The organism is Microbacterium sp. SW12, from assembly GCF_055391095.1.
Window position 1 is genome coordinate 1,765,963 of record NZ_AP024335.1, and the last position, 24,960, is coordinate 1,790,922.

Here is a 24,960-nt window from a genome sequence, read left to right on the forward strand (position 1 = left end):
GTCAGTTCCCGTCGGTGTCGGCAGCCGGGTCCTCGGGGGAATCGTCAGAGGATGCGGCGGGTTCGGGATCCTCGTCGACGAGCTCCTCGAACAGGCCAGCCGGCGGCGTGACGACGACATACCCCGCAGCGGGATCGACCACCGGAACGATCGCCTTGACGAAGGGCACGAGCACTTCGCTCTCGGCCTCGGTGCGCACGATCAGCAGGTCCTGCGCCGGCAGATGCTCAACGCGGATAACGCGGCCGACGGAGGCGTCACCGCGGCGGACGTCGAGGCCGACGAGCTGGTGATCGAACCAGGCATCCTCTTCCTCGGATGCCGCGTCGGCTGCCTCATCGACCCAGAGGATGGCACGCACGAGGCTCTCTGCGGCGGTCCGATCATCGACACCTTCGAAGAAGGCGACGGGGTGGGAGTTCATCCAGCGGAACTCCCGAACGGTCAACGGCTTGCCGTGCCAGGGCGAGGTGTCGGGAACCTGGAGGGTGAACGTCGCTCCCGGGACAAATCGGCCGTCGGGGTTATCGGTGTAGAGCTCAAGTTTCAGTGCACCCTTCAGCCCGTGCGCCTTCACCAGGCGTCCGACCCGAAGCTGGGTTCCTGCCGAAGGGGGCGGCGCCGGACGCCCGTCCGAATCGACCACGTCAGTCGTCCGCGACGTCAACCCGCACGCGGCGCCCGTCGGCCAGGGCCGAGATCAGGGTGCGGATAGCTTTGGCCGTGCGACCGCCGCGCCCGATGACGCGTCCTCGGTCGTCGGGGTGCACGTGCACCTCGAGCACCTCACCACGTGAGGACTCCGACGAAAGGATACGCACGTCATCCGGGTTGTCGACGATTCCCTTGACGACGTGTTCGAGCGCGGCGGCGAGCACGGATCAGGCTTCTGCGGTCTCGGCCGACTCAGCGGCCTCGGGTGCAGCGTCGGCGTCGGCGTCGGCCGCGGGGGCCTCCTCAGCCTTCTTCTCAGCCTTGGGCTTGATGACCGACTTCTTGGCCGAGTCGGCCTCGAAGGCCTCCTTGGTCTCTGCAGTCTTCAGGGTCGAGGTGGCGTTCTTGTCGCCCTTGAAGGTTCCCCAGTCGCCGGTGATCTTGAGGATGGCACGCACCTGCTCGGTGGGCTGAGCGCCCACGCTCAGCCAGTACTGGGCGCGAGCAGAGTCGACCTCGATGAACGAGGGCTCCTCGGTCGGGTGGTACTTGCCGATCTCTTCGATGACGCGCCCGTCACGCTTGGTGCGCGAGTCTGCGACGACGATGCGGTAGTACGGGGCACGGATCTTACCGAGCCGCTTGAGGCGGATCTTGACAGCCACGATTCTCCTGTGTGGTGGATTCGAACGAACTGATCGCCTGGAGCGTGGGGTGCACACCCGGCGGAAGCTCAGGGGGTGGACGCGCTGGATAGAGGGTCGAGCGCGGTCCGACCCTCTATTCTGCCAGATCCGACCGGATGCCGAGAACCGCGCCGATTGGCGTCCGATGTCGACACACGTCGCCGGTAGCGTGTGAGCCGTGACACGACAAGAGACTGCCCTAGGCGGAGGTGCAGCGTGACGAAGTGGCTCTATCTGATCGGTGCGATCGTGCTGGAGGTGGGCGGCACTCTCTCGCTTCGCCTTTCGGTCGACTCGGCTATCTGGTTCGTCGGCGTCGGGATCGGTTATGTAGGAGCTTTTGCCTGCCTCACGCTCCTGCTGCGGGCCGGTGCGCCCATCGGCCTGACATACGGAGTGTGGGCGGCCTCCGGAGTCGCGCTGACGGCAGTGCTCGCATCGGTGCTGTTCGGTGATCCATTGACGTGGCTCATGAGCCTCGGCATCGTCGTGGTCGTCGCCGGGGTGTTTCTCGTGGAGTTCGGAGCCGGGGCTGCACGCACGGTACCGCGACGGGCGGCGAGTGATCCGGAGGACGCACAGTGATGTGGGTGTACCTCGTGGGCGCCATCGTCTTCGAGGTCACCGGCACGATGTCCCTCCGGGCATCCGAGGGCTTTCGGCGCACGGTCTGGATCGCTCCGGTCATCGCGTCCTACGTCATTGCGTTCACACTGCTGTTCCTGTGTCTTGCCGAGGGGATGCCTGTCGGCGTGGCCTATGGAATCTGGTCGGCTACCGGTGTCGCGTTGACGGCGGTGTTGGCGAAGATTCTGTTCGATGAGCCGTTCACGTGGCTGATGGGCTTGGGGGTCGTGGCGATCGCCGGAGGCGTCCTGCTTATCGAGATCGGCGCTTCCTGATCGTCGATGCCCCGGGCCGCAATGGGCGCCCGGTGACACGACGCATGCGAAACTGACGCCATGACGCTCGGCTTTGCGACATCCGCTCGCTCCTCCGTCGGTCTCGAGTGGGAGATCATGCTCGCCGACCGCGGCACGGGTGACCTTGCCGGTCGCGCTCCCGAGATCCTCGACGAGCTCGCGCCAGCAATCGAGCTCGAACGCTTTTCGCTCACGAGCGAGCTGCTCACGAACACGGTCGAGGTGACCAGCGGAATCGGCGCGACAGTGGCCGCCGCTGCCGAAGACATGGTGGACGGCATCCGTGCACTCCGGACCGCGACCGAGCCGCGGGACCTCGACCTGATGTGCGCCGGATCGCACCCCTTCGCGCAGTGGTACGACCAGGAGGTCACCGACAAGACTCGGTACCAGGCACTCATCGAGCGAACCCAGTGGTGGGGCCGGAACATGATGATCTGGGGCATCCACATCCATGTGGGTGTCGAGGACGTCAACAAGGTCATGCCGCTCATCCGCGCCCTATCGACGTATCTCCCCCACCTTCAGGCGCTGTCGGCGTCGAGTCCTTTCTGGGCTGGCGACCGCACCGGCTACGCGTCGAACCGGGCGCTCGTATTCCAACAGCTCCCCACCGCGGGACTGCCCTGGCTGCTCGATGACTGGGCAGCGTTCGAGGCCTACCTCGACGACATGGTGCGCACGGGCGTCATGGAGGATGCGACCGAGGTGCGCTGGGACATCCGGCCCGCACCACGCTGGGGCACGATCGAGGTGCGCGCGTGCGACGGGATGTCGACGCTGCCCGAGCTTGCAGCGGTCGCGGCGCTCATCCAGGTGCTGGTGGAGCACTTCTCACGGCGACTCGACGCCGGGGAAGAACTGACCGGCATCCAACCCTGGTTCCTCCGCGAGAACAAGTGGCGGGCGGCCAGGTACGGACTGGATGCCGAGATCATCGTCGACCGGGACGGAACACTCGCGCCAGTTCGTCAGCACCTCCGCGACGTTCTGGATGACCTCGCCGAGATCTCTGTCCAGCTCAAATGCGCCAAGGAATTCGCCGGCGTCGAGAAGATCCTCGCCACCGGTGCCAGCTACGAACGGCAACTGAGGGTGGCGGACGAGAACGGCGGAGACCTGCGAGCAGTCGTGCGTCACCTCGTCACCGAGTTCCGCGACGGGCCGACGCTACGCGATCACCTGAACGCTCTGCGCTAGCGGGGAGATTCACCACGACATCCGGCGTTGACGCTCCCCGGCGCTGCGCGCGTCCCGCTCCTCGGGGCTGAGGCCCGCCTCCGGATCATCGGAGGCTGGTTCCTCAGGCAGCGCGGGATCGGGATGCTCCGCGGTGTCGGCGTGCGGCGCAGCGAACCGGGAGGTTCCGTGTTCGGTCTTCTCCCAGTAGTGCGGCCTGGTGATCAGCTGCCACAGCGCCTTGTACGCCGCGATGGAGTGCAGAACCCAGAACACCGGTTTCAAGAGGGCCCAGGGCACGAGCCCGAACAATCCCCGTTTATACGGGCCCATCATGTTCATGTAGATCAGCAGGGAGTAGCCGAGCAAGAAGTTCAAGGCGCTCAACACGATCACGATCGGCGGAACCTCAACGGGAACGACATAGAACGGCAGCGCGAGGGCGAGCACGAGCAGGATCGCGAACGGGATGACGCTGAGGAACGTGAACGGCGTGCCTGCGATCAGCAGAGCGAACGCTGCGAAGCGCCGCAGGCCGATCCGACGGATCAGCGCGATGGGCTGCCTCGAGTGCACCAGAGCGGTTTGCATGTATCCCTTGATCCATCGGCTGCGCTGTTTGATGAACTGCGGGACCCGCGAGGTCGCCTCCTCCATCGTCGTGGCATCGACGACACCGACCCGATAGCCCAGTGCGCTGGCGCGGATGCCGAGGTCGGCATCCTCGGTGACGTTGTACGGGTCCCATCCCCCGAGGCGTCGAAGCGCCGTCATCCGGAAGTGATTGGACGTTCCACCGAGCGGGATCGGAAGGTCGGAGTCCTCGAGACCCATGAGCATGTAGTCGAACCACGCCCCGTACTCGAGCGTGAACAGACGCGTGAGGGCGTTCTCCCGCGCGTTGAAGTAGTTGAGCGAGGCCTGCACGACGGCTGTCGATTCATCGGTTCGCGAGAATACGATGACCGCCTTCTTCAGCTGGTCGGGCTCGGGCGCATCCTCGGCATCGAAGATCACGAGGAAGTCCCCCCGTGCCAGCTCGAGGCCGACGTTGCACGCGCGGGGCTTGGTCTGCGGCACCCCGGCCGGAACCGGAACGACGATGAAGTGCTCCGGGACTACTGACCGAGCGATCGCCGCACGGGTTGCGTCGTCGCCCTCCTCGACGAGGATCAGCACCTCGAGGCGGTCGCGCGGATAGTCCAGGCGACCGAGATTGGTCATGAGCTGCGCGACGACCTTCTCTTCGCGAAAGACCGGCACCAGCACGGTGTAGAACGGCAGCTCGTCTTCGTCGAGCATCGCCAGTTCGAACTGCGACACCTTGTTCACGAGGTCGTAGCGGGATCCCCGGAAGGCCACGACGAACTTGAACAGCACGCTGGCCAGGAAGAAGAGATTGATGGCGGCGAGGATGACGACGAGTGTCGCGCCGGTCAGCAAGAGTGCACCGAGCACGGCGACGCTCGCCACGATCGCGAACCCGATGACCTGGCCTCGGGAGAGCACGGTGCGTGCCGAGCGCACCGGATTGGCATTTGCGAGACCATCTGCCGCCTCGGCAGCGAACTCTGCCGCGAACACCTCGATCACGGCATCGACGATGAACTGCTGGCTCACCGGAACCACCTCGATCGGTGCGCCGAGATCGTCTGCGATCGCTTCCCCTGTGCGGGGTTCAACTCGCGAGAGGCCCCGACCAGGATCGTGCCGTCCTCACCGGCCGCGAGCGGAATCCACCCTTCACGGGCGTACACCGCGCGAAAGCCGACATCCAGGAGGCTCACATCGATGTCCGTCATCCGTCGCCCCCGCCAGACGGAACCGAACCGAAACCGGTGAAGACGACCGACCACTCCTGGGCTTCGGGAAGTCGCGAGGCGACCACCCACCCGACGATGCCGACGAGAACGGAACACATCACGACGATCGCCGCATGCTGGGCTGGCGATTCGGTCGGAAGGATGGCGACCGAGATGTGCACCAGCAGATAGGCGAGCGCTGCAGCGGCGATCAGCGGGGAACCCACCAGCACACCCGCCAGAGCACCCACCGCGATCAAGAGCATCATGACGCCCGAGCGCGCGAATCCGAACACTCCCGCGGTTATCGCCACAACAAGCACGGGCGCGAGATACAGCATGAGCGGCTCGCTGAGCGGATCCGAGACCAGCGCCTCGATCGCGCGGGCGGCACTTGTCGCATCGGTGCGGAGAAAAGTGAGCGGTCCCGAGCCGATGATCACGCCGGCGAGGGCGAGCGCGACAGTGACCGCGACGGTGGGAAAGGCCACGATCACCGCGTTCGCCGCCCGGGCCTGTGGGCGGGAGTGGATGAGAAGAGTACCCACGATCGCCACGGTGAGAACGAGTGGGATGGCCCGTACGTCGGTCATCGCCGCTGCCCCGAGCAACAGCCCTGCACGAAATCCCGCCTGGGTGTTGGCGAGATTCTCAAAACGCACGATGTCGATGAGTCCGAAGCCGAAAAGGACGACGGCGCCGAACATTGTGATGTCGGTTGCCGCGAGCAGAACAAATACCGGCGAGATCAGCAGCGAGACCAGGACGACGAGACGGATGATGCCATGCAGCCCGCGGCGGAACATCGCCTGGTCAAGACCCTGGAGGAAGAAACCTCCCAGCAGCGCTCCGCCGAGCGCGAGGAGTAACTCCGACGGGAGGACCAGGGCCGGCAGCGCGCCCAGCGGCGGCGAGTACGTCGTCAAGAGCTGGCTGAAATCCGAGGCTCCTGCTCCGTCGCGCACGCGGGACAGCAGCGCCTGATTGGCCGTGTCGTGCCACGGTTCGGGAGCCAGCAGCGCGTAGCGCACGACGACGACGATCAGCGGGAGAGCGAGCACTCCCCGCATCGCCCAGCGCAGCCATGTGCGCCGAGGGTAGGGCGGGAGCACGCCCGCGGGGCTCTCGAGAAAGCGCGGCACATCACGGTCGAACAGGTGCTGACCGCTGAGCACGGACATTCTCGGTTCCGCTCGCCGGGGAAGACAGATGACGTGCGGATTGTAGCGAACGCCCCGGTCCCGCGGCGAGAGTTCAGCTGCGCAATGTCAGCGCGCGGGCGTCAGTTCTTTCCGAGCATTTTCTGGAGTTCAGCAAGGTCGGCCTCGGTCGGAGCCTGCTGCCCGCCGCCCAGGCCGAAGCCCGAACCGGTGGGTGTCGCGTTCTGCGTCGCGAGACCGGCGTTTTCGGCAGCGCGCTTCGCGGGGTTGCCCGATCGGGAACCCTGGCGTGCTTTCTGCGCCTTGGACTGCTTGCCGCGCTTGGCTGACGCACCGGGCCGACCGCCGCCGGGAACCGGACCCATGCCGGGGATGTTGGGAACACCGCCGCGCGCGACGGTCTTCATCATCTTGGCCGCCTGATCGAACCGCTGCACGAGCTGATTGACATCGGTGACCGTCATCCCCGCACCGCGCGCGATACGCAGGCGCCGCGATCCGTTGAGGATCTTCGGGTTGCGCCGCTCGCCGGGCGTCATCGACCGGATGATGGCCTCGGTGCGATCGATCTCGCGCTCGTCGAAGTCGTCGAGCTGCTGCTTCATCTGGCCCATGCCCGGAAGCATCCCGAGCATCTTCTTCATCGAGCCCATCTTCTTGAGCTGCTGCATCTGCTCGAGGAAGTCCTCGAGCGTGAACTGCTCAGTCGCGAGCTTCTCGGCCATCTTGGCCGCTTCGGCCTCATCGAAGGCGCTCTGCGCCTGTTCGATGAGGGTGAGGATGTCACCGAGATCGAGGATCCGGCTCGCCATCCGGTCGGGGTGGAAAGGCTCGACGTCGTCCAGCCCTTCGCCCGTGGACGCGAAAATGATGGGGCGACCGGTGACCGATGCCACAGACAGGGCGGCGCCACCGCGTGCGTCGCCATCGAGTTTGGAGAGGACAACTCCCGTGAAGTCGACGCCCTCCTGGAAAGCCTTCGCGGTGTTGACGGCGTCCTGGCCGATCATCGCGTCGATGACGAACAGCACCTCGTCGGGATCAGTCGCCTTCCGGATGTCGGCAGCCTGCTTCATCAGCTCGGCATCCACACCCAGCCGACCTGCGGTGTCGATGATGACGATGTCGTGCTGCTTCTGCTTCGCGTACTCGACGCCATCCTTGGCGACTTTCACGGGGTTTCCGACGCCGTTGCCGGGCTCGGGCGCGTAGATCGCGGCTCCGGCCCGCTCGGCGACGACCTGGAGCTGGTTCACGGCATTGGGGCGCTGCAGGTCACAGGCCACAAGAAGCGGTGTATGACCGTCCTTCTCGAGCATCTTCGCGAGCTTGCCCGCGAAGGTCGTCTTTCCCGACCCCTGCAGGCCCGCCAGCATGATGACAGTCGGAGCCGTTTTGGCGAATTGCAGTCGCCGCTGCTGCCCGCCGAGGATGCCGATCAGCTCCTCGTTGACGATCTGGACGACCTGCTGGGCCGGGTTGAGGGCACGGTTGACCTCGTCGCCGAGCGCGCGCTCTCGCACCTTCGCGGTGAACTCCTTGACGACAGGGAGCGCGACGTCGGCATCCAGAAGTGCGCGCCGGATTTCGCGGACGGTCCCATCGACGTCCGCGGGCGTGAGCTTGCCCTTGGTGCGGAGGTTGCGGAAGGTTTCGGTAAGGCGATCCGAGAGCGTGCCGAAGGTTGCCATGATCGTCCGATTCTACGTGAGCGTGCCCCCGGGGATCAGCGAAGCACTCCCAGGGCGCGACGAAGCAGATCGTCAAGGCTCTCGCGCCCCGCACCAGCCAGCGCCCAGGCCCGCAGCGCAGCGACGACAGCCCCCGCGTAGGCTGCGGCGTGCACTTCGGCGGCGAGCGCTTCCTCTCCCGTTCGACGCAGGTAGGGGCTGATGGACGCAGCGATACGCCACTGCCGCGTCGCCATCTCCTGGGTCAACTCGGGAACGACTCCCATCGCTTCAGAGTTCACGAGCGCAAGCGCCAGCGCATCGGGGGTGAACCGCGAGAAGGCCTCACGCACAGCATCCGCCACGACCTCTGCCGGCCGCGAAGACGGGCACGCCGCAGCGAGGAATCCGTCGAGAAACTCGATCCGCTCATCCAGGCCCGACCAGAACACTTCGGACTTCGACTCGAAGTAGTTGAAGAAGCTCGACCTGCTCACTCCGACACGGCGAGCGATATGCGCGACAGTCGTGCGCTCGTAGCCCTGTTCGAGGAAGAGCTCGCATGCCGCTTCAGCGATTGAATCCCGCGATACCGCATGTGGCCTGCCTCCGGACATGGAGGAAGGGTACACGTCGGCGTTTCCAGGATTCAGCGTATTGTTGGACGCAGTCCAGAAACTGCGGAGGCTTGCGTGCTCGATGTGGTGGTGGCGGGCCTGTCTCCCGCGACAGTTCCCTATCTCGACGCCTGGGAGATGCAGCGCCGCATCCACCGCGAGGTCGTCGCAGGTTCCCGCCCCGACACGCTCGTCCTGCTCGAACACGACGCGGTCTATACGGCTGGCAAGCGGACGGAGCCGCACGAGCGTCCCGCCGACGGGACACCGGTGATCGACGTCGATCGCGGCGGGAAGATCACGTGGCACGGTCCCGGGCAGCTCGTCGGTTATCCGATCGTGCGGCTTCCCGATCCGATCGATGTCGTGGCCCACGTCCGTCGCCTCGAGCGGCTGCTCATCTCCGCCCTCTCGCAGCACGGCGTCGAGGGGTACCAGGTCGAGGGTCGCAGCGGCGTCTGGGTTCGCCGCCCCCTGTCCGAAGACAAGGTGGCGGCCATCGGGGTGCGCGTGGAAAAGGGTGTGACGATGCACGGTTTCGCTGTCAACTGCGACAACACGCTCGCCGGTTTCCGCGGGATCATCCCCTGCGGGATCACGGATGCCGGCGTCACGACGGTCAGCGAGGTGGTCGGCGCGCCCGTCGCACCAGCAGACATCCTGGCCACCGTCGTCGAACAGTTCGAGCGAGAGTACGCGGAGGTCACAGCATGAGTGCATGCGGGACAGGATCGACAGGCGGCGCTTCCGCCACCGGAGCGCAGACTGCCCCCGAGGGCAGAAAACTCCTGCGGCTCGAAGTCCGCAATGCGCAGACTCCCATCGAGCGCAAGCCAGAGTGGATCCGCACGAAAGCCAAGATGGGGCCGGAGTACACCCAGCTGCAGCACCTGGTGAAAGATGAGGGTCTTCACACGGTGTGCCAAGAGGCCGGATGCCCCAACATCTACGAGTGCTGGGAAGACCGCGAGGCAACCTTCCTCATCGGCGGATCTCAGTGCACCCGACGCTGCGACTTCTGCCAAATCGACACGGGAAAGCCCGCCGCCTACGACACCGACGAGCCGCGGCGGGTCGCCGAGAGTGTCCAGCGGATGCAGCTGAGGTACGCCACCGTCACGTGCGTCGCCCGCGACGACCTGCCCGACGGGGGCGCATGGTTGAACGCAGAAACGGTGCGGCAGATTCACGCCGTGAATCCCGGCACCGGTGTCGAGTTGCTCGCTACCGACTTCAACGGCGAGCCTGCCCTTCTTGATGACGTGTTCGCGGCGCGCCCGGAGGTCTTCGCCCACAACGTCGAGACCGTCCCGAGGATCTTCAAGCGCATCCGCCCCGCGTTCCGTTACGAGCGCTCGCTCGACGTTCTCACCCAGGCTCGGCAGGCAGGGTTGATCACCAAGTCCAACCTCATCCTCGGAATGGGCGAGGAGCCCGAGGAAGTGGTTCAGGCTCTGCGCGACCTCCACGAAGCCGGCACCGACATCATCACCATCACGCAGTACCTGCGGCCCTCACCGCGTCACCTGCCTGTCGCGCGCTGGGTCAAACCCGACGAGTTCGTCGCCTTCAAAGAGGAGGCCGAGCGGATCGGATTCCTCGGCGTGCTGGCGGGGCCCCTCGTCCGTTCGTCGTACCGCGCCGGGCGGCTGTGGGCACAGTCGATGCTGTCGAAGGGACGACAGATCCCCGACAACCTGTCGCACCTCGCCGACGACATCGCGCGCGAAGGCCTGAGCTTCGCTCAAGCCGTGTGAGCGAGCTGGGCGCGGTCAATCAGCGCTGGTGACCGAGAGCACCGTGCCGTCCGAGGCGATGTTCACCAGGAGCACGTCGTCGGTGGCATCCGGGTCGAGGGCGTACTCGAGCACGGCGAACGGGTCGGATCCGCCGTGTTCGTCGGCCAGGATCGTCATGCTCATCAGTTGCAGGGCACGGATGACGTCGATGTGCGTGTCTCCGGAAATGTCGACGAGGAACGACTCCAACTCCTCGCCCAGCATTTCCTGCTGTTGCAGGATGTACTCGGTTACCTCGCTGGTGCGCTCGCTCAGCTGCGACACCATCGCCTCGCGCGCGATCCGATCAATCGTCTCGAGAGACGAGATGAGGCTCGCGGCTACATCGAGCGCGTCCGGAGAGACATCGTCTTGATCGGGCGCGGTCAGATCGACGGTGACCGACTGGTCTGCGAACTCGACGTTCTCAGACCAGAAGATCGAACCGTCCGGACCAGATTCCAGCAGGCCGAAGAAGTCGTGCTCGATCGCCATGACCCCATGAAACCAGCCCCGGGGGCCGACCGATAGTCCCCGCGCCCGGCGCGGCGTCAATCGACGAGGGCGGCAGCGAAAACGTGCGGGGTGAAGCCGGTGAGATCGCCGATTCCTTCGCCCTGCCCGAGCAGCTTGACAGGGATGCCGGTGCGCTCCTGAACAGCGAGGACGAACCCGCCCTTCGCTGAGCCGTCGAGCTTGGTGAGAACGAGGCCGGTGACGCCGGCGTGCTCCAGGAACGCCTCGGCCTGCATGACGCCGTTCTGCCCCGTTGTTGCGTCCAGGACGAGGAGGACCTCACTGATCGGCGCCTGCTTCTCGATGACCCGGCGGATCTTGCCGAGCTCATCCATGAGGCCGCCCTTGGTGTGCAGGCGCCCTGCCGTGTCGACGAGCACGATCTCGGTTCCGGTGTTCTTCGCGTACTCGATCGTCTGAAAGGCCACGGATGCCGGGTCTTGCCCCTCATGCTGCGGCCGGACGATATGCGCGCCGCCACGCTCAGCCCAGGTCGCGAGCTGGTCGACGGCAGCGGCGCGGAAGGTGTCGGCAGCGCCGACGACGACGCTGCGCTGGTAGCGGCGCAAGAAGTTCGCGAACTTGCCGATGGTCGTGGTCTTGCCCACCCCGTTGACCCCGACCACGAGCACGACGGCGGGGCGCTCGGTGAGCTTGAGCGTGGTGTCGAATCTCGCGAAGTGTTCTTCGAGCGTTTCTTTGAGCATCCGCTGCAGGTCACGCGGATCAGTGGTCCGATACCGGTCGACCTTCTCGCGCAGCTCATCCACGATGCGCTCGGTGATGTCAGGGCCGAAGTCGGCTGTCAGGAGCGCCGTCTCAAGGTCCTCCCACGTCGTCTCATCGATCGTGGGTTTGACGAACATGCCGCGAAGCGCTCGTCCGAGCGACCAGGATGATTCGGCCATAGCTCCAGCCTACGGTCAGCTGGCCGCGCGATCGGCGATCCGCTGGCCAACGACAGCCGAGACGCCGTCCTGTCGCATCGAGACACCGTAGAGTGCGTCGGCGATCTCCATCGTCCGCTTCTGATGGGTGATCACGATGAGCTGACTACTGGCGCGCAGCTGCTCGAACACACCCAGGAGTCGCCCGAGGTTGGCGTCGTCGAGCGCCGCCTCCACCTCGTCGAGGATGTAGAACGGGCTCGGACGGGCCTTGAAAATCGCCGTCAGCAGCGCGACCGCCGCGAGGGATCTCTCGCCGCCAGACAGCAGCGAGAGCCGCTCGATCTTCTTTCCGACCGGCCGCACCGCAACTTCGATTCCGGTAGTCAGCGGGTTGTCCGGATCGGTCAGGCTCAGGCTCCCCGAGCCCCCGGGGAACAGGATCGGAAAGACCTCGTCGAACGCGGTCCGGGTGTCGTCGAACGCGGCGAGGAAGATCGTCTGCATCCGATCATCGAGGTCCTCGATGATCGTGACGAGGTCCTTTCGCGTGCTGGTGAGGTCGGCGAGCTGCTCCGTGAGGAACGTGTGTCGCTGTTCGAGCGCGGCAAATTCCTCGAGCGCGAGCGGATTCACCCGACCGAGTTGCGCTAGCTTGCGTTCGGCATCCTGGAGCCGCTTCCGCTGACTCGCGCGGTCGAAAGCCACCGGCTCTTCGCCGTCGTCAGCAGGAATCGGCTGATCGGGCCCATATTCGGAAACGAGAATGTCTTCCTCAAGACTCAGTTCCGATCGCGCCCGGTCAAGGATGCTCGTCACGTGAAGTCGCTTCTCGTGCATCTGCAGCTCGAGCCCGTGAACGCTTTCGGTGAGTCCTGCCAGACGTTCCCGAACCGCGGCTTCGTCGGCCCGAACTGCCGACAGCTCTGACGTGACGGCGGAGCGGGCCGACTCGGCTTCAGCGAGCTCGAGACGCGCCGCCGAGACCGATCGGTCGACCGAATCCAGGACGGCCGGCAGGGTCGCTGCGACATCGGCGGCAACCTGACGTTGGCGTCGACGAATGACAGCGCGTCGCGCCGCTTCGGCGGCAGCCGCGGCCTCGCGCTCGCGCTGGCGTTCCAGCTGCTGCACACGCGCCTGTCCGGCGCGAACCCGCTCACGGAGCGTTTCGACCTCGAGCCGCGCCCGCATCTCGTGCTCCCGCGCACCCTCGAGTGCCTCGAGAAGCCCGTCGCGAGCCGATGCGTCAAGAATGGGACGCGGCGCCTCCAGGGCATGCTGCAATTGCGCCTGAGCCGACGCTGCGGCTGCCGCAGCATCATCCCGGGCAGCCTGCGCCTGCGCGAGTCCTGCCTCAAGCCGTTCACACTCCGCGCTGGCAGCCTCGACTTGCACGGTGGCGCGGTTGACCTGTTCCGCGTGCGCAGCCACCGCTGCGTCGTGCTCACGCAGCCGGGTCAGCGCCGCGCTCGTGTGGCGTTTGGCCTCCTCGGCCTCGGCGCGCGCCTCGGCGAGCGCCTCCCGCAGGGAGTCGGCCACCACGACGAGTTCATCGCGACGGTCGGCGGCAGCGTCTCGTTCGGCCAGGAGCTCAAGTCGGGATCGAGAGGCTCCCGCGCCTGCTCGCAGCGACGAGCCTGTGAACACCTCACCCGCCCGGGTGACGACGGTGATCGTGCGCGGGTCGGCGACCACCTGCGGCGCGCTCTTCCGAACTGCGTCGAGGTCGTCCGCGATGACGACACGCGCCAGAAGCGCCCGCACACCGGCGGGACCGGTGACAACATCTGAGGCGGGCCGCAGCGAACCGAATCCAGAAAGATCCTCAACCGCTTCCGCGACCTCGCCGATGACAAAATCGACCACCCCGCGATCGGCGTCACGCACTCGCTCGGCCAGCGCAAAGCCATCCTCGAGGCTGTCCACCAGCACACCTTCGGCGCGGGGACCGAGCACGGCGGCGATCGCGGCCTCATACCCGGGCGTGATCTGAATGGCGTCACCGACCAGGCCCCGAACCCCGGGAGCTTCCTCAGCAATCAGGTCAGCTGAGGCGTTCTTGACGCCCAGCGCGCGCGTCAGCGCCGTGGTCTGGGCGGTGAGCGCTTCGATCTCGCGTTCGGTCTCGTGAAGGCGGTCCCGGAGCTCCGAGACGCGGGTCTCGGCATCCGTCGCCCGGCGGCCAGCCTCGTCGTACTCGGCTGCGTACTGCGCCGAGCTGCCCTCGGGAACGAGCTCGGGATCGACCCCGGCAAGCTCCGCCGCCGCCGACTCGCGACGAGCCGTCGCGGCATCCAATGCGCGTTGCTGCCGTGCCAGCGCATCGTCGATGGCCGCCAGCGCTGACGCTGCGGCGTCCGCCGACCCCCGCAGAGCGGTGAGCTTCATCTCATGCTGCGAAACCAGCGCGCTCTGCTCGGCGATGTCGACATCCAGGGCGTCGAGTTCGGCTCGAGCTCGCATGACGTCACGGGCAGCCTCGGATGCCGCATCCTCCGCATCCACGAGACCTGCAGAAACCTCGTCGATCTCAGCCCGCGCGTCATCGATCATTGCGCTCGTGACGGTTCGGACTGCCGCACCGTCGTCATCGGACGACTCCCCGAGAAGCGTCAACCGCTGGCCGGCGAGCGAGTACAGCCCGCGCAGGCGCTCCTGCACGCGTTCGAGCGAGAACAGCACCCGCCGCGCACCATCGACAGCCTCGGACCGCTGCTCAGCCTCGAGCTGCGCGATCCGTACCCGCAGCTGATCGGATCGATCCTGCAACACAAGCCGCTCGGCGTGGCGCTCATGCTCGGCCCGCATGTGATCTGCCAGCTCCGCACGCAAGCCGACGAGTTCGTCGGCTATCAAGCGAGCCTTCGCGTCGCGCACGACAGCGGCGATCGTGGCAGCTTCCCGGGCGATCTCGGCTTGGCGGCCCAGAGGCTTGAGCTGTCGGCGCAGCTCACCGGCCAGATCGCTCAGGCGCGTGAGGTTCGCTTCCATCGCCTCGAGCTTGCGAAGCGTCTTCTCTTTGCGGCGCCGGTGCTTGAGGATTCCCGCGGCTTCTTCGATGAACCCGCGTCGGTCTTCGGGAGAGGCCTGCAGCACTGTGTCGAGCCGACCCTGCCCGACGATGACGTGCATCTCGCGCCCGAGTCCCGAGTCGCTCAGGAGCTCCTGTACGTCAAGCAGACGGCATCCTTCGCCGTTGATCGCGTACTCGCTCGCTCCGTTGCGAAACAGCGTCCGGCTGATCGTGACCTCGGAGTACTCGATCGGCAGAGCTCCGTCGCTGTTGTCGATCGTGAGTTGCACTTCGGCGCGACCCAGCGGCCCGCGAGTCGAGGTACCGGCGAAAATGACGTCTTCCATCTTGCCGCCGCGCAGGGTCTTGGCGCCCTGCTCCCCCATGACCCAGGCCAGCGCATCGACGACGTTGGACTTGCCCGAGCCGTTGGGTCCGACGATCGCGGTCACCCCCGGTTCGAAGGCGAAGGTGGTCGGCTGGGCGAACGACTTGAACCCCTTGAGCGTGACGCTCTTCAGGTGCATGCGCGTTCCTTCCCGACGTGTGGCGTACCGACCCCCACCACCGACCGTCGACCTACGCTACCCTGCTAGGCCGCTTCACCGAGGGAGCCAGGCCCAGGACTGGCGACACGCCCGGAGGTCCTCGAATTCTGGGAGCTTGCTTGACGAACGCTGCTTCGACCCGCTAACGTTCCAGATCGCGACACGTCACGAGAGGAGGACAGCCATGATGATTCGCAATGCAGTGTTCGGACACACCCCGCTGCGCGCTCCCATGGGACTGACCTTCCTGGGACTGCTCGCCGCTCCCACCGCCGCGTAACGCGCGCTGGTTGAGCCACCGGACCTCGTCGGTTCCGGCCCCACGGACTACCTGTCCGTTCACCTCTCCGCATCTGCACTGACCCGCTGGCCAGCGCACGGATGCCTCCCCGCTGCATGCCGGAAGAACACCGGCATCCGCAGCCGACCAAAAGGTCTCTCATGTACACCACGCTCGAGCCCGTCGAGGCTCTCACCACCCACCCCCACGTCCGTCGACATCTGACGCTCGCCGAGCGCGCAAGCCTTCGGGTAGCCGTCTGGGTGCTCACGCAGCACCTCCGTCGTGCTGCTTCCCGGGAACAGCGCGAAGTCGCACGCCTCCGGTACGACCAGGAGCGTGCGCGCGAAGAGCGCGCAGCTCAGGCCGTCCGCCTGGCCGCCTGGCATCTGAACGCCCGCTGATCGAAGGATCCGACGTGACAACCGCAACACCCGACATCCGGCCCCTCACCATCCCGAGCAGTCTCCACGCCCCCGAGGCGGCAGACTTCCTCGAGATGGTGAGGGTCCGCAACATCGTCTATGACGAGATCAGCGGCAACCGAGACGAGGAACTCGATCCCGCCGTGCTTCTCCCCCACTATCGGCCATCTCCGTTCGCGCAGCGACTCATCTGGGGGGTGTGGTCCGGCGGTGAGTTCGTGGGACGCGCGGGGCTTAATCTCCCTCACGACGAGGACGCCACGGCTGCCTACGCGCAGATCGAACTTCGCCGCCACGCGTGGAGTCATGGCGTCGGAACGGCGGCACTCGGCATCCTCGAGGCGGCTGCCGCCGAGAACGAGCGTCGCATCATCGAGTCATGGATCGAACACCCGACCGCAGACGGTGAGCAACTTGCTCCGCCGACCGGTTTCGGGCGGATTCCGCTCGATCACGCTGCGCGATTCGCACTTCGCCACGGCTACGCGCTGGAACAGGTCGAACGCAAGAGCATCCTCGACCTTTCGGCCACCAGTGTCGATCTGGTGAGCGAGCTCCATCAGCAGGCGTCCGTGGCGTCAGCCGGGTACGAGCTCGTCTCGTGGCGTCCGCCGACTCCCCCGGAGTTCGTGGCCGACTACGCCTGGATGAAGTCGCGAATGAGTGTGGACGCACCGAGCGCGGGCATGGAGATCGCCGAGGAAAGCTGGGATGCGGCCCGGATACTCGAACACGACACCCATTGGATCGAGGGCGGGCGCGACGTGCTCGTTGTCGCGGCGCGCGATCGCGCGTCGGGTCGACTGGTTGCCTTCACCGAGCTGGCGTCGAGCCCTGGGCACCCCGTGACGCACCAGGAGGACACACTGGTGCTTCGCGAGCACCGCGGTCACCGACTCGGGATGCTGATCAAGACCGCTGCGCTGCTTCGCTGGCGCGAACTGGCGCCACACACGCAGCGGATTCTCACCTACAACGCCGAGGAGAACCGGCCCATGCTGGCCGTGAATGAAGAGATCGGGTTCCGCCCGGTCGCCTACATCGGCGCGTGGAAGAAGACGCTCGCGCCCGCATCCGACGCCAGCACCGACGCCGTCAGCGGGTGAGATAGCGAAGCACGGCAAGCACGCGACGATGGTCGTCCGCATCGACCGCGAGACCGAGGGCGTCGTAGATCTTCGACGTGTGCTGGACGACAGCTTTCTCGGAGAACCCGATGGCGCCCGCAATCCAACTGTTGCTGCGCCCTTCGGCCATGTAGCCGAGCACCTCGCGTTGACGAGGCGTCAGTCGCTCGACACCACCGCCGAGCACCTGGGCACGTGAGAGGAGAATCTCGACCACGTCGGGGTCCAGCGCCGTCCCCCCGCGAACGACGCGTCGCAAGTCTTGCGTGAAGGTACGAACATCCGCGATGCGCTGCTTGAGCAGGTAGCCGACCTTGCCCTGACCCGTGCCGACGAGTTCGATCGCGTAGCGGCGCTGTACGTGCTGGGACAGAACGACGATTGCTACATCGGGCGACGATGCGCGAATGCGGTGCGCGGCCACGAGTCCCTCGTCCGTGAACGTCGGCGGCATCCGGATGTCTGTAATCACCAGTTGGGGCTGATGTTCACCAACGGCGTCCTCGAGCTCGGCGGCGGTTCCCACCGCGCTGACGACCTCGAACCCGTCCTGTTCGAGAACCAGGGCAAGTCCCTGCCGCAACAACGCTTCGTCTTCAGCGATCACTACCCGCACGGGATCTCCATCCTCAGATTCGTACCCGCCCCCACCACCGAGGTCACGGTCAGCGAGCCGCCGACAGCCTCAACGCGGTCGACGAGACCGCCCAGTCCTCGCCCCTCGACGTGCGCTCCACCGACACCGGTATCGGTCACCGACACGCGAAGCACGTCATCGACTCGGGCGACGGTCACCGTGACGCGGTCGGCGTGAGCATGCTTCACGGCATTGGTAAGCGCCTCGGCAACCACGAAGTACGCCGTGGTCGCCGCCGCCGTGGGAATCTCCTCAAGCGATGTCATCTCCAACGCCGTGGGAATCGGCATCCGGTCAACGAGATCCTCGATGGCGTTGCCGAGTCCGCGACCGACCAGGGGCAACGGCAGAACATCGTGCACGAGCCGGCGCAAGTCACTCGCGGCAGCATCGATGTTCACGCGGAGCACTCGCGAGCGGGCACTGGTCGCCTCGCCTTCCTCAGCAGCGTTCGCGATCTGCTGCGCTTCGAGCGCGAGGAGCACCAGCTGCATCTGCAGCCCATCGTGAAGGTCCTGGGCAATCCGCAGCCGCTCCCGGTCGGCGGCGTCGACCAACCTCGCCCGGGATGCCATCAGTTCGCGCCGGCTGCGCAGCAGTTCGACCGACAAGCGTGCGCGATCGATCGCGACGGCAATGACCTGACCGACTCGGCGGACGTAGTCCCCATCGACCGTGAGCCGCGGATCGTATTCGATCGATGCAACGGTGCGGCCCTCCACCATGACGGGGATGAGCGCGCGCTGACCGCCGACCGGCGGCGGATCGATGATCTCGCCGCGCTCGTCGATCCACGCACCGTCCTCGCCCGTGAACACGAGGCGCAAGGTCTCGTCTCCGAGCGTGCGAGCAAGCGCATCCCGCAGGGGCGTTTTGCCCTCCCTGACCACCGCGAGGGCCTCACTCAACTCTTCCCACCCGCCGCTGCGCGGAAAACCGCCACGCAGGATGACCGCGACAAAAGCGACGGGAACGCCCGCGAGGATGATGAGCTGTATCGTCGCGAGCGCCACAGAGCCCTGGGCGCCGAGGACGTCGAAGAGCGCCGCGCTTGCCGGCACAGCCAGCACCGCGAAAATGCCGTACCCGTACAGCGGCAGAAGGAGCCGCCGGAAGACGGCGTCGGCTGCCAGGACCGTACGCGCGAGAAGCCCAGCTGTCACCACCATGACGGCGAGCCCGCCCAGGCGCTGCGTCAGCACGAAGACGTCCTGAGCCTGCGGATCTCCCGGGGCGATGAGAGCACCGACTCCAGGGAGCACCGCAACCGCGTACGCAGCAGAAACCACCACGCGCGACACTGTGCCGCGCAGCCGTCCGGAGGGAAAAGCCAACAGCAGCTGCACGATCGCCGCGAACACGACAGTCGCGAAAACGTCACCGACCAGCGCGAGAACTACAACCGAAGCGTTGCCGAGGTTTCCGGCATACACCGCGAGACTGGCCGCAATCAGCAGAGGTCCCATTCCGTTGGACGGTCGCCGCATCCAGGCCAGAACTCCCGCCCCGATGTACACGACGAAGACAGCGGTGTACACGATGAGGACGGCTGTGACGGGCTGCTGCGATCCCGGCAGGATCACGGCAAGTTGCATTCCCGCGAGCAGGATGCCCAGGCTCGCGACGAGCGCCACCAGAAACGCACCCGGCGCATGGGACGGATTCGGCTGGGCACGGATGCCGGGCGGACTCGAGCTCATGAGCCTCGAGCCTGACACATCGACCACGCAGACAACTATCGCGCCCCAACCCGCGGGTTCCCATGGACCTACGTCTATGGAGGCGGCGCGGACAACGCAAAAGACTTGATGAAGCCCCCGCGCACCCCGTCAAGGAGCACCCGATGTCCAGACTTTCGGCACGCTGCACCGTTCTCGCACTGTCAGCGAGCGTTCTCGTCGCCCTGACCGGCTGCACGGATACCTCGCCACCGGCGACGATCCCGGTGCAGACCCAACCCAACCCGGGAGAAGATGCCATCGCCCTCCCGGCTGAGTCGGTCTCAGCGGCGGTGACGAAGGCCGTTGATGCCTTGCCGGGCCTCATCGACGCAGCGCTTGAGCAAAGCGGGGTCCCGGGGCTCGCCGTTGCGGTGGTCCACGATGGCGAGATCGTCTATAGCGATGGTTTCGGCGTCAAGACGGCGGGCACCGATGACACGGTCGACGCGCAGACCGTGTTCCAAATCGCCTCGGTATCGAAGTCCCTGTCTGCGACCGCCGTCGCCAAGGCCATCACGGAGGGCGCCGTGACCTGGGACACTCCCGTGGTCGAGGAACTGCCAGGATTCGCGCTCTCTGATGCGTACGTGACCCACAACGCCACAATCGGCGACTACTTCTCGCACCGGACGGGACTTGCCACCGGAGCCGGCGACGATCTCGAGGACCTCGGTTACGACCGCGACTACATCATGGAACATCTGTACCTGCAGCCGCTGTCAGCGTTCCGGTCGACCTACAACTACTCGAACTTCGGGATCACCGTCGGTGCCGAAGCGGCAGCCGCCGCTCTCGACAAGCCGTGGGAGGATGCCATCGACGAGCTGCTCTTCGAGCCGATAGGTATGACGTCCTCGAGCGCCCGGTACGCCGACTTTCTCGCGCAGTCGAACCGCGCAACGATCCACGTCCTCGTTGATGGCGAGTTCGTCCCGCTCTCCGAGCGAGATCCTGATCCCCAGTCCCCCGCGGGAGGGGTCTCGTCCACCGTGCTCGATCTCGCCGCCTGGATGAATGTCGTGCTTTCGGACGGGAAGATCGCCGGGGCCGAGTACATCGATCCGGCAGCGCTGACAGCTGCCACCACGGGCGAAATGATCAGCGGGCATCCGGTATCGAACACGGCGCGCACGAGCATGTACGGCTTCGGGTTCAACACGGGCACGGAGCTGAGTGGCCGAACCTCGATCAGTCACTCGGGCGCCTTCATCCTGGGCGCGGCAACGAGCTATCGGCTGGTCCCGAGTCTTGATCTGGGCATCGTGACCCTGACCAACGGTGGACCCCAGGGCGTACCGGAGGCCATCAACGCGGAGTTCCTGGATCTGGTGCAATACGGCTATGTCACCCGGGACTGGGTGACAGACTTCAACGCGGCGATCGGGTCCTATTACGCCCCGACCGGTGACCTCGTCGAACAAACGCCACCTGCGGATGCGTCGCCTCCTGCACCGGCATCCGATTACGTCGGGACATACACGAACCCGTACTACGGCGAACTGGCGGTGAGCGAAGAAGCAGGCGAACTGCGCGCAGCTCTCGGGCCGGATGGCGCGTACGTCGTGACGCTTGATCCGTGGGATGCCGACACGTTTGCCTTCACTCCGACGGGCGAGAATGCGCCCCCGGGCTCGAGATCGTCCGCGACCTTTTCCCGCACAGACGGCGCCGTGACGGCACTGACGATGGAGTTCTTCAACCGGCAGGGGTTGGGAACCTGGACGCTGGCTGGCTCAGGAAGCAACTGACGCGTCGCGGTGTTCTCGGACAGCTCGTTCGAGCAAGAGCAGCCGTCGATCACGATCACCCGCGATCTCCGTCACCGTTGCGTTCCCGATGAGATCCGAATCATCGGCGTACTCCAGCAGAGCGATATCCATCGCATCGCGAAGCTCGAGGTCTTCGCTCTCGCCGATGGATATCGCATCCCGTCGGTTCAGGGGCAGAATCACCAGAAGGTCCACCGAGTGCATCGCCGCCGCTGTCAGCTCATATCCGCGCTCGATCAGCTCGGAGTCAACGATCGCTCTGCCCAGGGACTGCATCGCCGAGAGGTAGGCAAGAAAGTCCAGGGGCCCCCGCTCGGCGAGAACCGGCCCTGGAGCCGGCTCGAGCAGTCGAGATGCCGCGATGCCGAGTTGATGCGCGAACAACAGTGCCCCGGGTTCGTCTGCTGCGGCATCGATGTCTTCGTAGGGGTCGGGCAGAACGTGCCACTCGGGGTGGGAAGCCACGAAGTCGCCGAGCAGCGTGCTCTTGCCACTGCCGTGGGTTCCCGAGATGACGACGCGCATGGAGGCTCCGTTAGGGAAGGCCCGCGGAAGCCGAGGCCTTCGTGCGGGGCGGACGTTGGCAGTGCGGACAGAAGTGGGAGGAGCGGTTCGTGAACGATACCTTCACGATGGGGGCACCACACCGTGCGCACGGCTGGCCGGTGCGTCCGTACGCATTCAGGGAGTGCGCGAAGTATCCGGCCTGCCCGTTCACGTTGACGTACTGGGCGTCAAAGCTCGTTCCGCCCTCGGCGAGAGCCTTCTCGAGCACGGCCTGCACCTCGGTGATGAGGCGATGGACGGCCCGCGTGGTCAGGTGCGAGGCTGAAGTATCGGGGTAGATCCGCGCCGCCCACAGCGACTCGTCGGCGTAGATGTTCCCGATGCCCGACACCACGGTTTGGTCCAGAAGCACGCGCTTGATGGCAGACGCCTTGTGCTCCAGAGTGCGGCGAAAGGCCCGAACGTCGAATCCTGGATCCAGGGGATCGCGCGCAATGTGCGCGACCTGAGCCGGGACGAGGGCGTCGTCAGTGCCGTATCCGCCAGCGAGTCCATCTCGCGTGCCCTGAAGTGGGTCGATCGCGAGCGAGCCGAACGTGCGCTGATCGGCGAAGACGACGGCAAGGTCGCCGTGATTCGGATGCCGAATGTCGAGCCGCACGCGCTCGTGCCGCTCCGGAGGCGCCCCGGAAGGGCGCAGCAGCATCTGTCCGCTCATACCGAGGTGAGCGACAAGGGCCTCCGTCGGCGGTGCGCCGGGATCACGGGGCGCCAGCGGAATCCACAGGAACTTCCCCCGTCTCGCCGGACCCTCCAGGGTGCGGCCGAGGAGACGTGTCTCGAAGTCTGACGCTCCGGGGGATGCCGCGTCAGTGCGCGATCATCGGAGACGGTTGCCGCCTCGATCACGGCACCCGTGACAGCCGGCGCGAGACCAGCGCGGACAACCTCGACCTCGGGAAGCTCAGGCATCGTGCTCAGGCCCCGATGTCAGCTACGCGAGGTGAGGTCGCGCCAGGCCCGGAGGGCAGCGGCCATTTCGGCGTGCTTCTTACTGGTGCCGACACCCTCGGCTCGGTGGTCGCCGACGACCACGACAGCGGTGAAGCGGCGGTCATGATCGGGCCCGGTCGATGAGACCTCGTACGCCGGCGGAGCGACGCTGCGACGGGCGGCAAGCTCTTGCAATGCGGTCTTCGGGTCGACTGCGGCGCCGTACCGGTCGGGGTCGGAAAGCAGTGGCTCAATGAGCCGTAGAACCAGGTCGGATGCCGCATCCGGCCCCGCCGACAGATAGGTGGCCCCGAACACTGCTTCCATGGTGTCGGCCAGGATCGAGTCCTTCTCCCGGCCTCCGGTCTGTTCCTCGCCGCGCCCGAGCTTGACATAGGCGCCGAGATCGATGCCCCGGGCAACCTCTGCCAGCGCGACGGTCGACACGACGGCAGCGCGGCGCTTGGCAAGCGCACCCTCGTCGAGCTCGGGATGCGCGCGGAACAGCCGCACCGTAACTGCCTGGCCGAGTACGGAGTCGCCGAGGAACTCAAGTCGCTCGTTGTGAGGAACTCCGCCGTTCTCGTACGCCCAGGACCTGTGGGTCAGTGCCAGCGCGAGAAGCTCGGGGTCAATGTCGACCCCGAGCTTCTGCGCGAGTTCAGCGGACTCGCGAGTCGTCACGTCGCTACGACGCTCAGACGTCGGCGACCTTGCGGCCCTTGTACTCCAGGAAAAGCTCGGTGCCCTGCGAGTCGGTGACGACCTTCGCCTGGTGCGGGCGGCTGTAGACGGTCTTACCGTTCTCAACGGTCTTGACGAGGGTGGGCGCGTCGGCCTTCCACTGCGCACGGCGCGAGCGGGTGTTCGAACGCGAGACCTTGCGCTTCGGGGGGTTACCAGCCATTGTTCAGCTCATCTCTTTCTTCTCGGCAGCCACTCACGCGCGTGCGTCGTGGTCGCCGTGGTCTGTGGTGTCGTCCTGGGTGCTGTAGCCCTGGAGCGCCGCCCACCGGGGATCGATGGGTTCGCTCGCGGGCGAACCGGTGCTCTCGGTCAGTCGCTCACCCGTGACCGGATCAAGGCCGGGGCAATCCGGCTGACACACCGGCTGAAATGGAAGCGACAGGACTATCGCATCCCTGACCAGAGTTTCAAGATCCACGTGGTCGTCTTGAACCTCGAAGTCAGTTTCTTCCTGCCCAGGATACGCGAAAAGCTCCTGGAACGCGACGCGGACGCTCTCGGCGACCTCCCCCAGACACCGTCCACACACCCCGGTGTACTCGGTGTCGACCTCGCCGGTGGCGAGAATCCCCTCGTGGACGCTCTCCACACGCACGTCCAGGACGAGCGGCTCGCCCTCCGCGACGGAGACCAACCCTTCGCCCCACTTCTGCGGGGCCGGTATCTCGAGAGAGAACTCCCGCATTTCGCCGGGACGGTGCGTGATGTCGCGGACGGGGACGACGAACGGTCCGGAGTGCTGCCTACTCACGGGGGTCCATGCTACCCGCGTGGGAGAGAGCAGTCTCGGTGCCGGGTCAGAGGTCGTGGCCGCCGGTGTGCAGGAATCGAGCTACCGCGGGCGGGACATAGGCCGATACGTCGCCGCCGAGGGCTGCCACCTGCCGCACCAGTGAGCTCGACACCATCGCGTGCGAGGGATCGGGCAGCAAGAAGACGGTCTCCACGTCCGCGAGGTCACGGTTGACGACCGCCATGGGTACTTCGTAGACGACATCCGCCTGCGAACGGATGCCCTTGACGAGCACGCCGGCGTTGACATCGCGCGCGTAGTCGACGAGCAGGCCGACGCTCCAGGAGGCAACGACAACGCTGCCCTCGATGTCTGCCTCAGCGATGGACTGCTCCAGCAGAGACAGCCGCTGCGCAATCGGAAGCATCGCTTCTTTGCCGGGGTTGTGTACGACGACCACGTGCAACTGGTCGTACAGTCTCGCCGCGCGACGGATGACGTCGAGGTGACCCCGCGTCGGCGGATCGAAGGAACCCGGAACCACGGCGATCCGACTGTTCATGCCTCCAGCCTATCGGGGGTCAG

The 24,960-nt window shown here is 66.1% G+C and carries 26 protein-coding genes and 1 pseudogene; 8 read left to right on the forward strand and 19 right to left on the reverse strand.

The features are described from left to right. Position 1: 1 nt before the first annotated feature. From rimM to rpsP, 3 genes are read right to left on the reverse strand one after another with little or no spacing between them, the layout of a single operon-like run. Positions 2 to 646 carry a ribosome maturation factor RimM gene (gene rimM, locus MICSW_RS08865; protein WP_292726148.1) on the reverse strand — a complete coding sequence of 215 codons (645 nt, stop codon included), beginning with the start codon at positions 644 to 646 and terminating at the stop codon, positions 2 to 4. Position 647: 1 nt separating this feature from the next. Then, positions 648 to 878, reverse strand: coding sequence for an RNA-binding protein (locus tag MICSW_RS08870; RefSeq protein WP_228178146.1), 231 nt, complete (start codon positions 876 to 878; stop codon positions 648 to 650). Positions 879 to 881: 3 nt separating this feature from the next. After that, positions 882 to 1,319, reverse strand: coding sequence for a 30S ribosomal protein S16 (gene rpsP, locus MICSW_RS08875; RefSeq protein ID WP_228178145.1), 438 nt, complete (start codon positions 1,317 to 1,319; stop codon positions 882 to 884). Positions 1,320 to 1,556: 237 nt separating this feature from the next. Between rpsP and MICSW_RS08880 the strand changes: the two genes are divergently transcribed. The 3 genes from MICSW_RS08880 to MICSW_RS08890 are packed head-to-tail and all read left to right on the forward strand — an operon-like array spanning position 1,557 to position 3,463. Next, entirely contained in the window at positions 1,557 to 1,925 is a 369-nt protein-coding gene (locus MICSW_RS08880; protein WP_228178144.1) for a DMT family transporter, read from the forward strand. Continuing rightward, complete coding sequence (locus MICSW_RS08885) at positions 1,925 to 2,242, forward strand: DMT family transporter (protein ID WP_267189664.1); 318 nt, start codon at positions 1,925 to 1,927, stop codon at positions 2,240 to 2,242. Before MICSW_RS08880 ends, MICSW_RS08885 begins: the two co-directional genes overlap by 1 nt. A 60-nt stretch (positions 2,243 to 2,302) precedes the next feature. Then, complete coding sequence (locus MICSW_RS08890; RefSeq protein ID WP_228178142.1) at positions 2,303 to 3,463, forward strand: glutamate--cysteine ligase; 1,161 nt, start codon at positions 2,303 to 2,305, stop codon at positions 3,461 to 3,463. Between the two features lie 9 nt (positions 3,464 to 3,472). Here the strand turns inward: MICSW_RS08890 and MICSW_RS08895 are convergent, their stop codons facing one another. The 5 genes from MICSW_RS08895 to MICSW_RS08915 form a co-directional block, all read right to left on the reverse strand. Next, positions 3,473 to 5,062: a glycosyltransferase gene (locus MICSW_RS08895; protein ID WP_464495267.1), complete on the reverse strand. Its 1,590-nt coding sequence runs from the start codon at positions 5,060 to 5,062 to the stop codon at positions 3,473 to 3,475. Next, positions 5,059 to 5,244, reverse strand: a complete 186-nt coding sequence (locus tag MICSW_RS08900; protein ID WP_464495268.1) for a hypothetical protein — start codon at positions 5,242 to 5,244, stop codon at positions 5,059 to 5,061. Before MICSW_RS08900 ends, MICSW_RS08895 begins: the two co-directional genes overlap by 4 nt. Beyond that, the gene (locus MICSW_RS08905) at positions 5,241 to 6,425 is read right to left on the reverse strand and encodes a hypothetical protein (protein WP_464495269.1); all 1,185 of its coding nucleotides are present in this window, start codon (positions 6,423 to 6,425) and stop codon (positions 5,241 to 5,243) included. Before MICSW_RS08905 ends, MICSW_RS08900 begins: the two co-directional genes overlap by 4 nt. Before the next feature lie 101 nt (positions 6,426 to 6,526). Next, a complete protein-coding gene (ffh, locus tag MICSW_RS08910; RefSeq protein WP_228178139.1) occupies positions 6,527 to 8,095 on the reverse strand; it encodes a signal recognition particle protein in 1,569 nt (522 codons plus the stop codon). 35 nt (positions 8,096 to 8,130) lie between these two features. Then, positions 8,131 to 8,691: a TetR/AcrR family transcriptional regulator gene (locus tag MICSW_RS08915; protein WP_228178138.1), complete on the reverse strand. Its 561-nt coding sequence runs from the start codon at positions 8,689 to 8,691 to the stop codon at positions 8,131 to 8,133. 75 nt (positions 8,692 to 8,766) lie between these two features. Here MICSW_RS08915 and lipB point away from each other — a divergent pair, with 75 nt between their 5' ends. Both lipB and lipA read left to right on the forward strand, forming a co-directional pair. Then, on the forward strand, positions 8,767 to 9,405 hold the full coding sequence (gene lipB, locus MICSW_RS08920; RefSeq protein WP_228178137.1) for a lipoyl(octanoyl) transferase LipB: 639 nt from the start codon (positions 8,767 to 8,769) through the stop codon (positions 9,403 to 9,405). Further along, entirely contained in the window at positions 9,402 to 10,448 is a 1,047-nt protein-coding gene (gene lipA, locus MICSW_RS08925) for a lipoyl synthase (protein WP_228178136.1), read from the forward strand. The genes lipB and lipA overlap by 4 nt, the downstream gene beginning before the upstream one ends. 15 nt (positions 10,449 to 10,463) lie before the next feature. Here lipA and MICSW_RS08930 read toward each other — a convergent pair whose 3' ends face one another. The 3 genes from MICSW_RS08930 to smc are packed head-to-tail and all read right to left on the reverse strand — an operon-like array spanning position 10,464 to position 15,415. Beyond that, positions 10,464 to 10,964, reverse strand: coding sequence for a DUF2004 domain-containing protein (locus tag MICSW_RS08930; RefSeq protein WP_228178135.1), 501 nt, complete (start codon positions 10,962 to 10,964; stop codon positions 10,464 to 10,466). Between the two features lie 56 nt (positions 10,965 to 11,020). Continuing rightward, complete coding sequence (gene ftsY, locus MICSW_RS08935; RefSeq protein WP_228178134.1) at positions 11,021 to 11,893, reverse strand: signal recognition particle-docking protein FtsY; 873 nt, start codon at positions 11,891 to 11,893, stop codon at positions 11,021 to 11,023. A 15-nt stretch (positions 11,894 to 11,908) separates the two neighbouring features. Further along, complete coding sequence (gene smc / locus MICSW_RS08940) at positions 11,909 to 15,415, reverse strand: chromosome segregation protein SMC (RefSeq protein ID WP_464495283.1); 3,507 nt, start codon at positions 15,413 to 15,415, stop codon at positions 11,909 to 11,911. Positions 15,416 to 15,877: 462 nt separating this feature from the next. Here smc and MICSW_RS08945 point away from each other — a divergent pair, with 462 nt between their 5' ends. Together MICSW_RS08945 and MICSW_RS08950 are read left to right on the forward strand one after the other, a co-directional pair. After that, positions 15,878 to 16,120 (forward strand): hypothetical protein, encoded by a 243-nt coding sequence (locus MICSW_RS08945; protein WP_228178132.1) that lies wholly within the window; start codon positions 15,878 to 15,880, stop codon positions 16,118 to 16,120. Between the two features lie 14 nt (positions 16,121 to 16,134). Beyond that, positions 16,135 to 17,247 (forward strand): GNAT family N-acetyltransferase, encoded by a 1,113-nt coding sequence (locus tag MICSW_RS08950; RefSeq protein ID WP_464495287.1) that lies wholly within the window; start codon positions 16,135 to 16,137, stop codon positions 17,245 to 17,247. Here MICSW_RS08950 and MICSW_RS08955 read toward each other — a convergent pair. Further along, positions 17,237 to 17,884: a response regulator transcription factor gene (locus tag MICSW_RS08955; protein ID WP_228178130.1), complete on the reverse strand. Its 648-nt coding sequence runs from the start codon at positions 17,882 to 17,884 to the stop codon at positions 17,237 to 17,239. The two genes, MICSW_RS08950 and MICSW_RS08955, sit on opposite strands and share 11 nt — an antisense overlap. Continuing rightward, a complete protein-coding gene (locus MICSW_RS08960) occupies positions 17,875 to 19,605 on the reverse strand; it encodes a sensor histidine kinase (protein WP_292726131.1) in 1,731 nt (576 codons plus the stop codon). The genes MICSW_RS08955 and MICSW_RS08960 overlap by 10 nt, the downstream gene beginning before the upstream one ends. A 143-nt stretch (positions 19,606 to 19,748) precedes the next feature. Between MICSW_RS08960 and MICSW_RS08965 the strand changes: the two genes are divergently transcribed. Further along, positions 19,749 to 21,374, forward strand: coding sequence for a serine hydrolase (locus MICSW_RS08965; RefSeq protein ID WP_464495292.1), 1,626 nt, complete (start codon positions 19,749 to 19,751; stop codon positions 21,372 to 21,374). On the opposite strand, the gene MICSW_RS08970 is transcribed toward MICSW_RS08965, so the two are convergent. From MICSW_RS08970 to coaD, 6 genes and pseudogenes are all read right to left on the reverse strand, one after another. Next, on the reverse strand, positions 21,360 to 21,920 hold the full coding sequence (locus tag MICSW_RS08970) for an ATP-binding protein (protein WP_228178127.1): 561 nt from the start codon (positions 21,918 to 21,920) through the stop codon (positions 21,360 to 21,362). The genes MICSW_RS08965 and MICSW_RS08970 overlap by 15 nt on opposite strands. A 10-nt stretch (positions 21,921 to 21,930) precedes the next feature. Beyond that, a pseudogene (gene mutM / locus MICSW_RS08975) lies at positions 21,931 to 22,874 on the reverse strand (bifunctional DNA-formamidopyrimidine glycosylase/DNA-(apurinic or apyrimidinic site) lyase). An 18-nt stretch (positions 22,875 to 22,892) separates the two neighbouring features. Further along, a complete protein-coding gene (rnc, locus tag MICSW_RS08980; RefSeq protein WP_228178125.1) occupies positions 22,893 to 23,579 on the reverse strand; it encodes a ribonuclease III in 687 nt (228 codons plus the stop codon). A gap of 13 nt (positions 23,580 to 23,592) precedes the next feature. Continuing rightward, positions 23,593 to 23,802, reverse strand: coding sequence for a 50S ribosomal protein L32 (rpmF, locus tag MICSW_RS08985; RefSeq protein ID WP_195691641.1), 210 nt, complete (start codon positions 23,800 to 23,802; stop codon positions 23,593 to 23,595). Between the two features lie 33 nt (positions 23,803 to 23,835). Beyond that, complete coding sequence (locus MICSW_RS08990) at positions 23,836 to 24,327, reverse strand: YceD family protein (RefSeq protein ID WP_464498303.1); 492 nt, start codon at positions 24,325 to 24,327, stop codon at positions 23,836 to 23,838. Between the two features lie 112 nt (positions 24,328 to 24,439). Continuing rightward, positions 24,440 to 24,937, reverse strand: a complete 498-nt coding sequence (coaD, locus tag MICSW_RS08995) for a pantetheine-phosphate adenylyltransferase (RefSeq protein ID WP_228178124.1) — start codon at positions 24,935 to 24,937, stop codon at positions 24,440 to 24,442. Positions 24,938 to 24,960 lie beyond the last annotated feature (23 nt).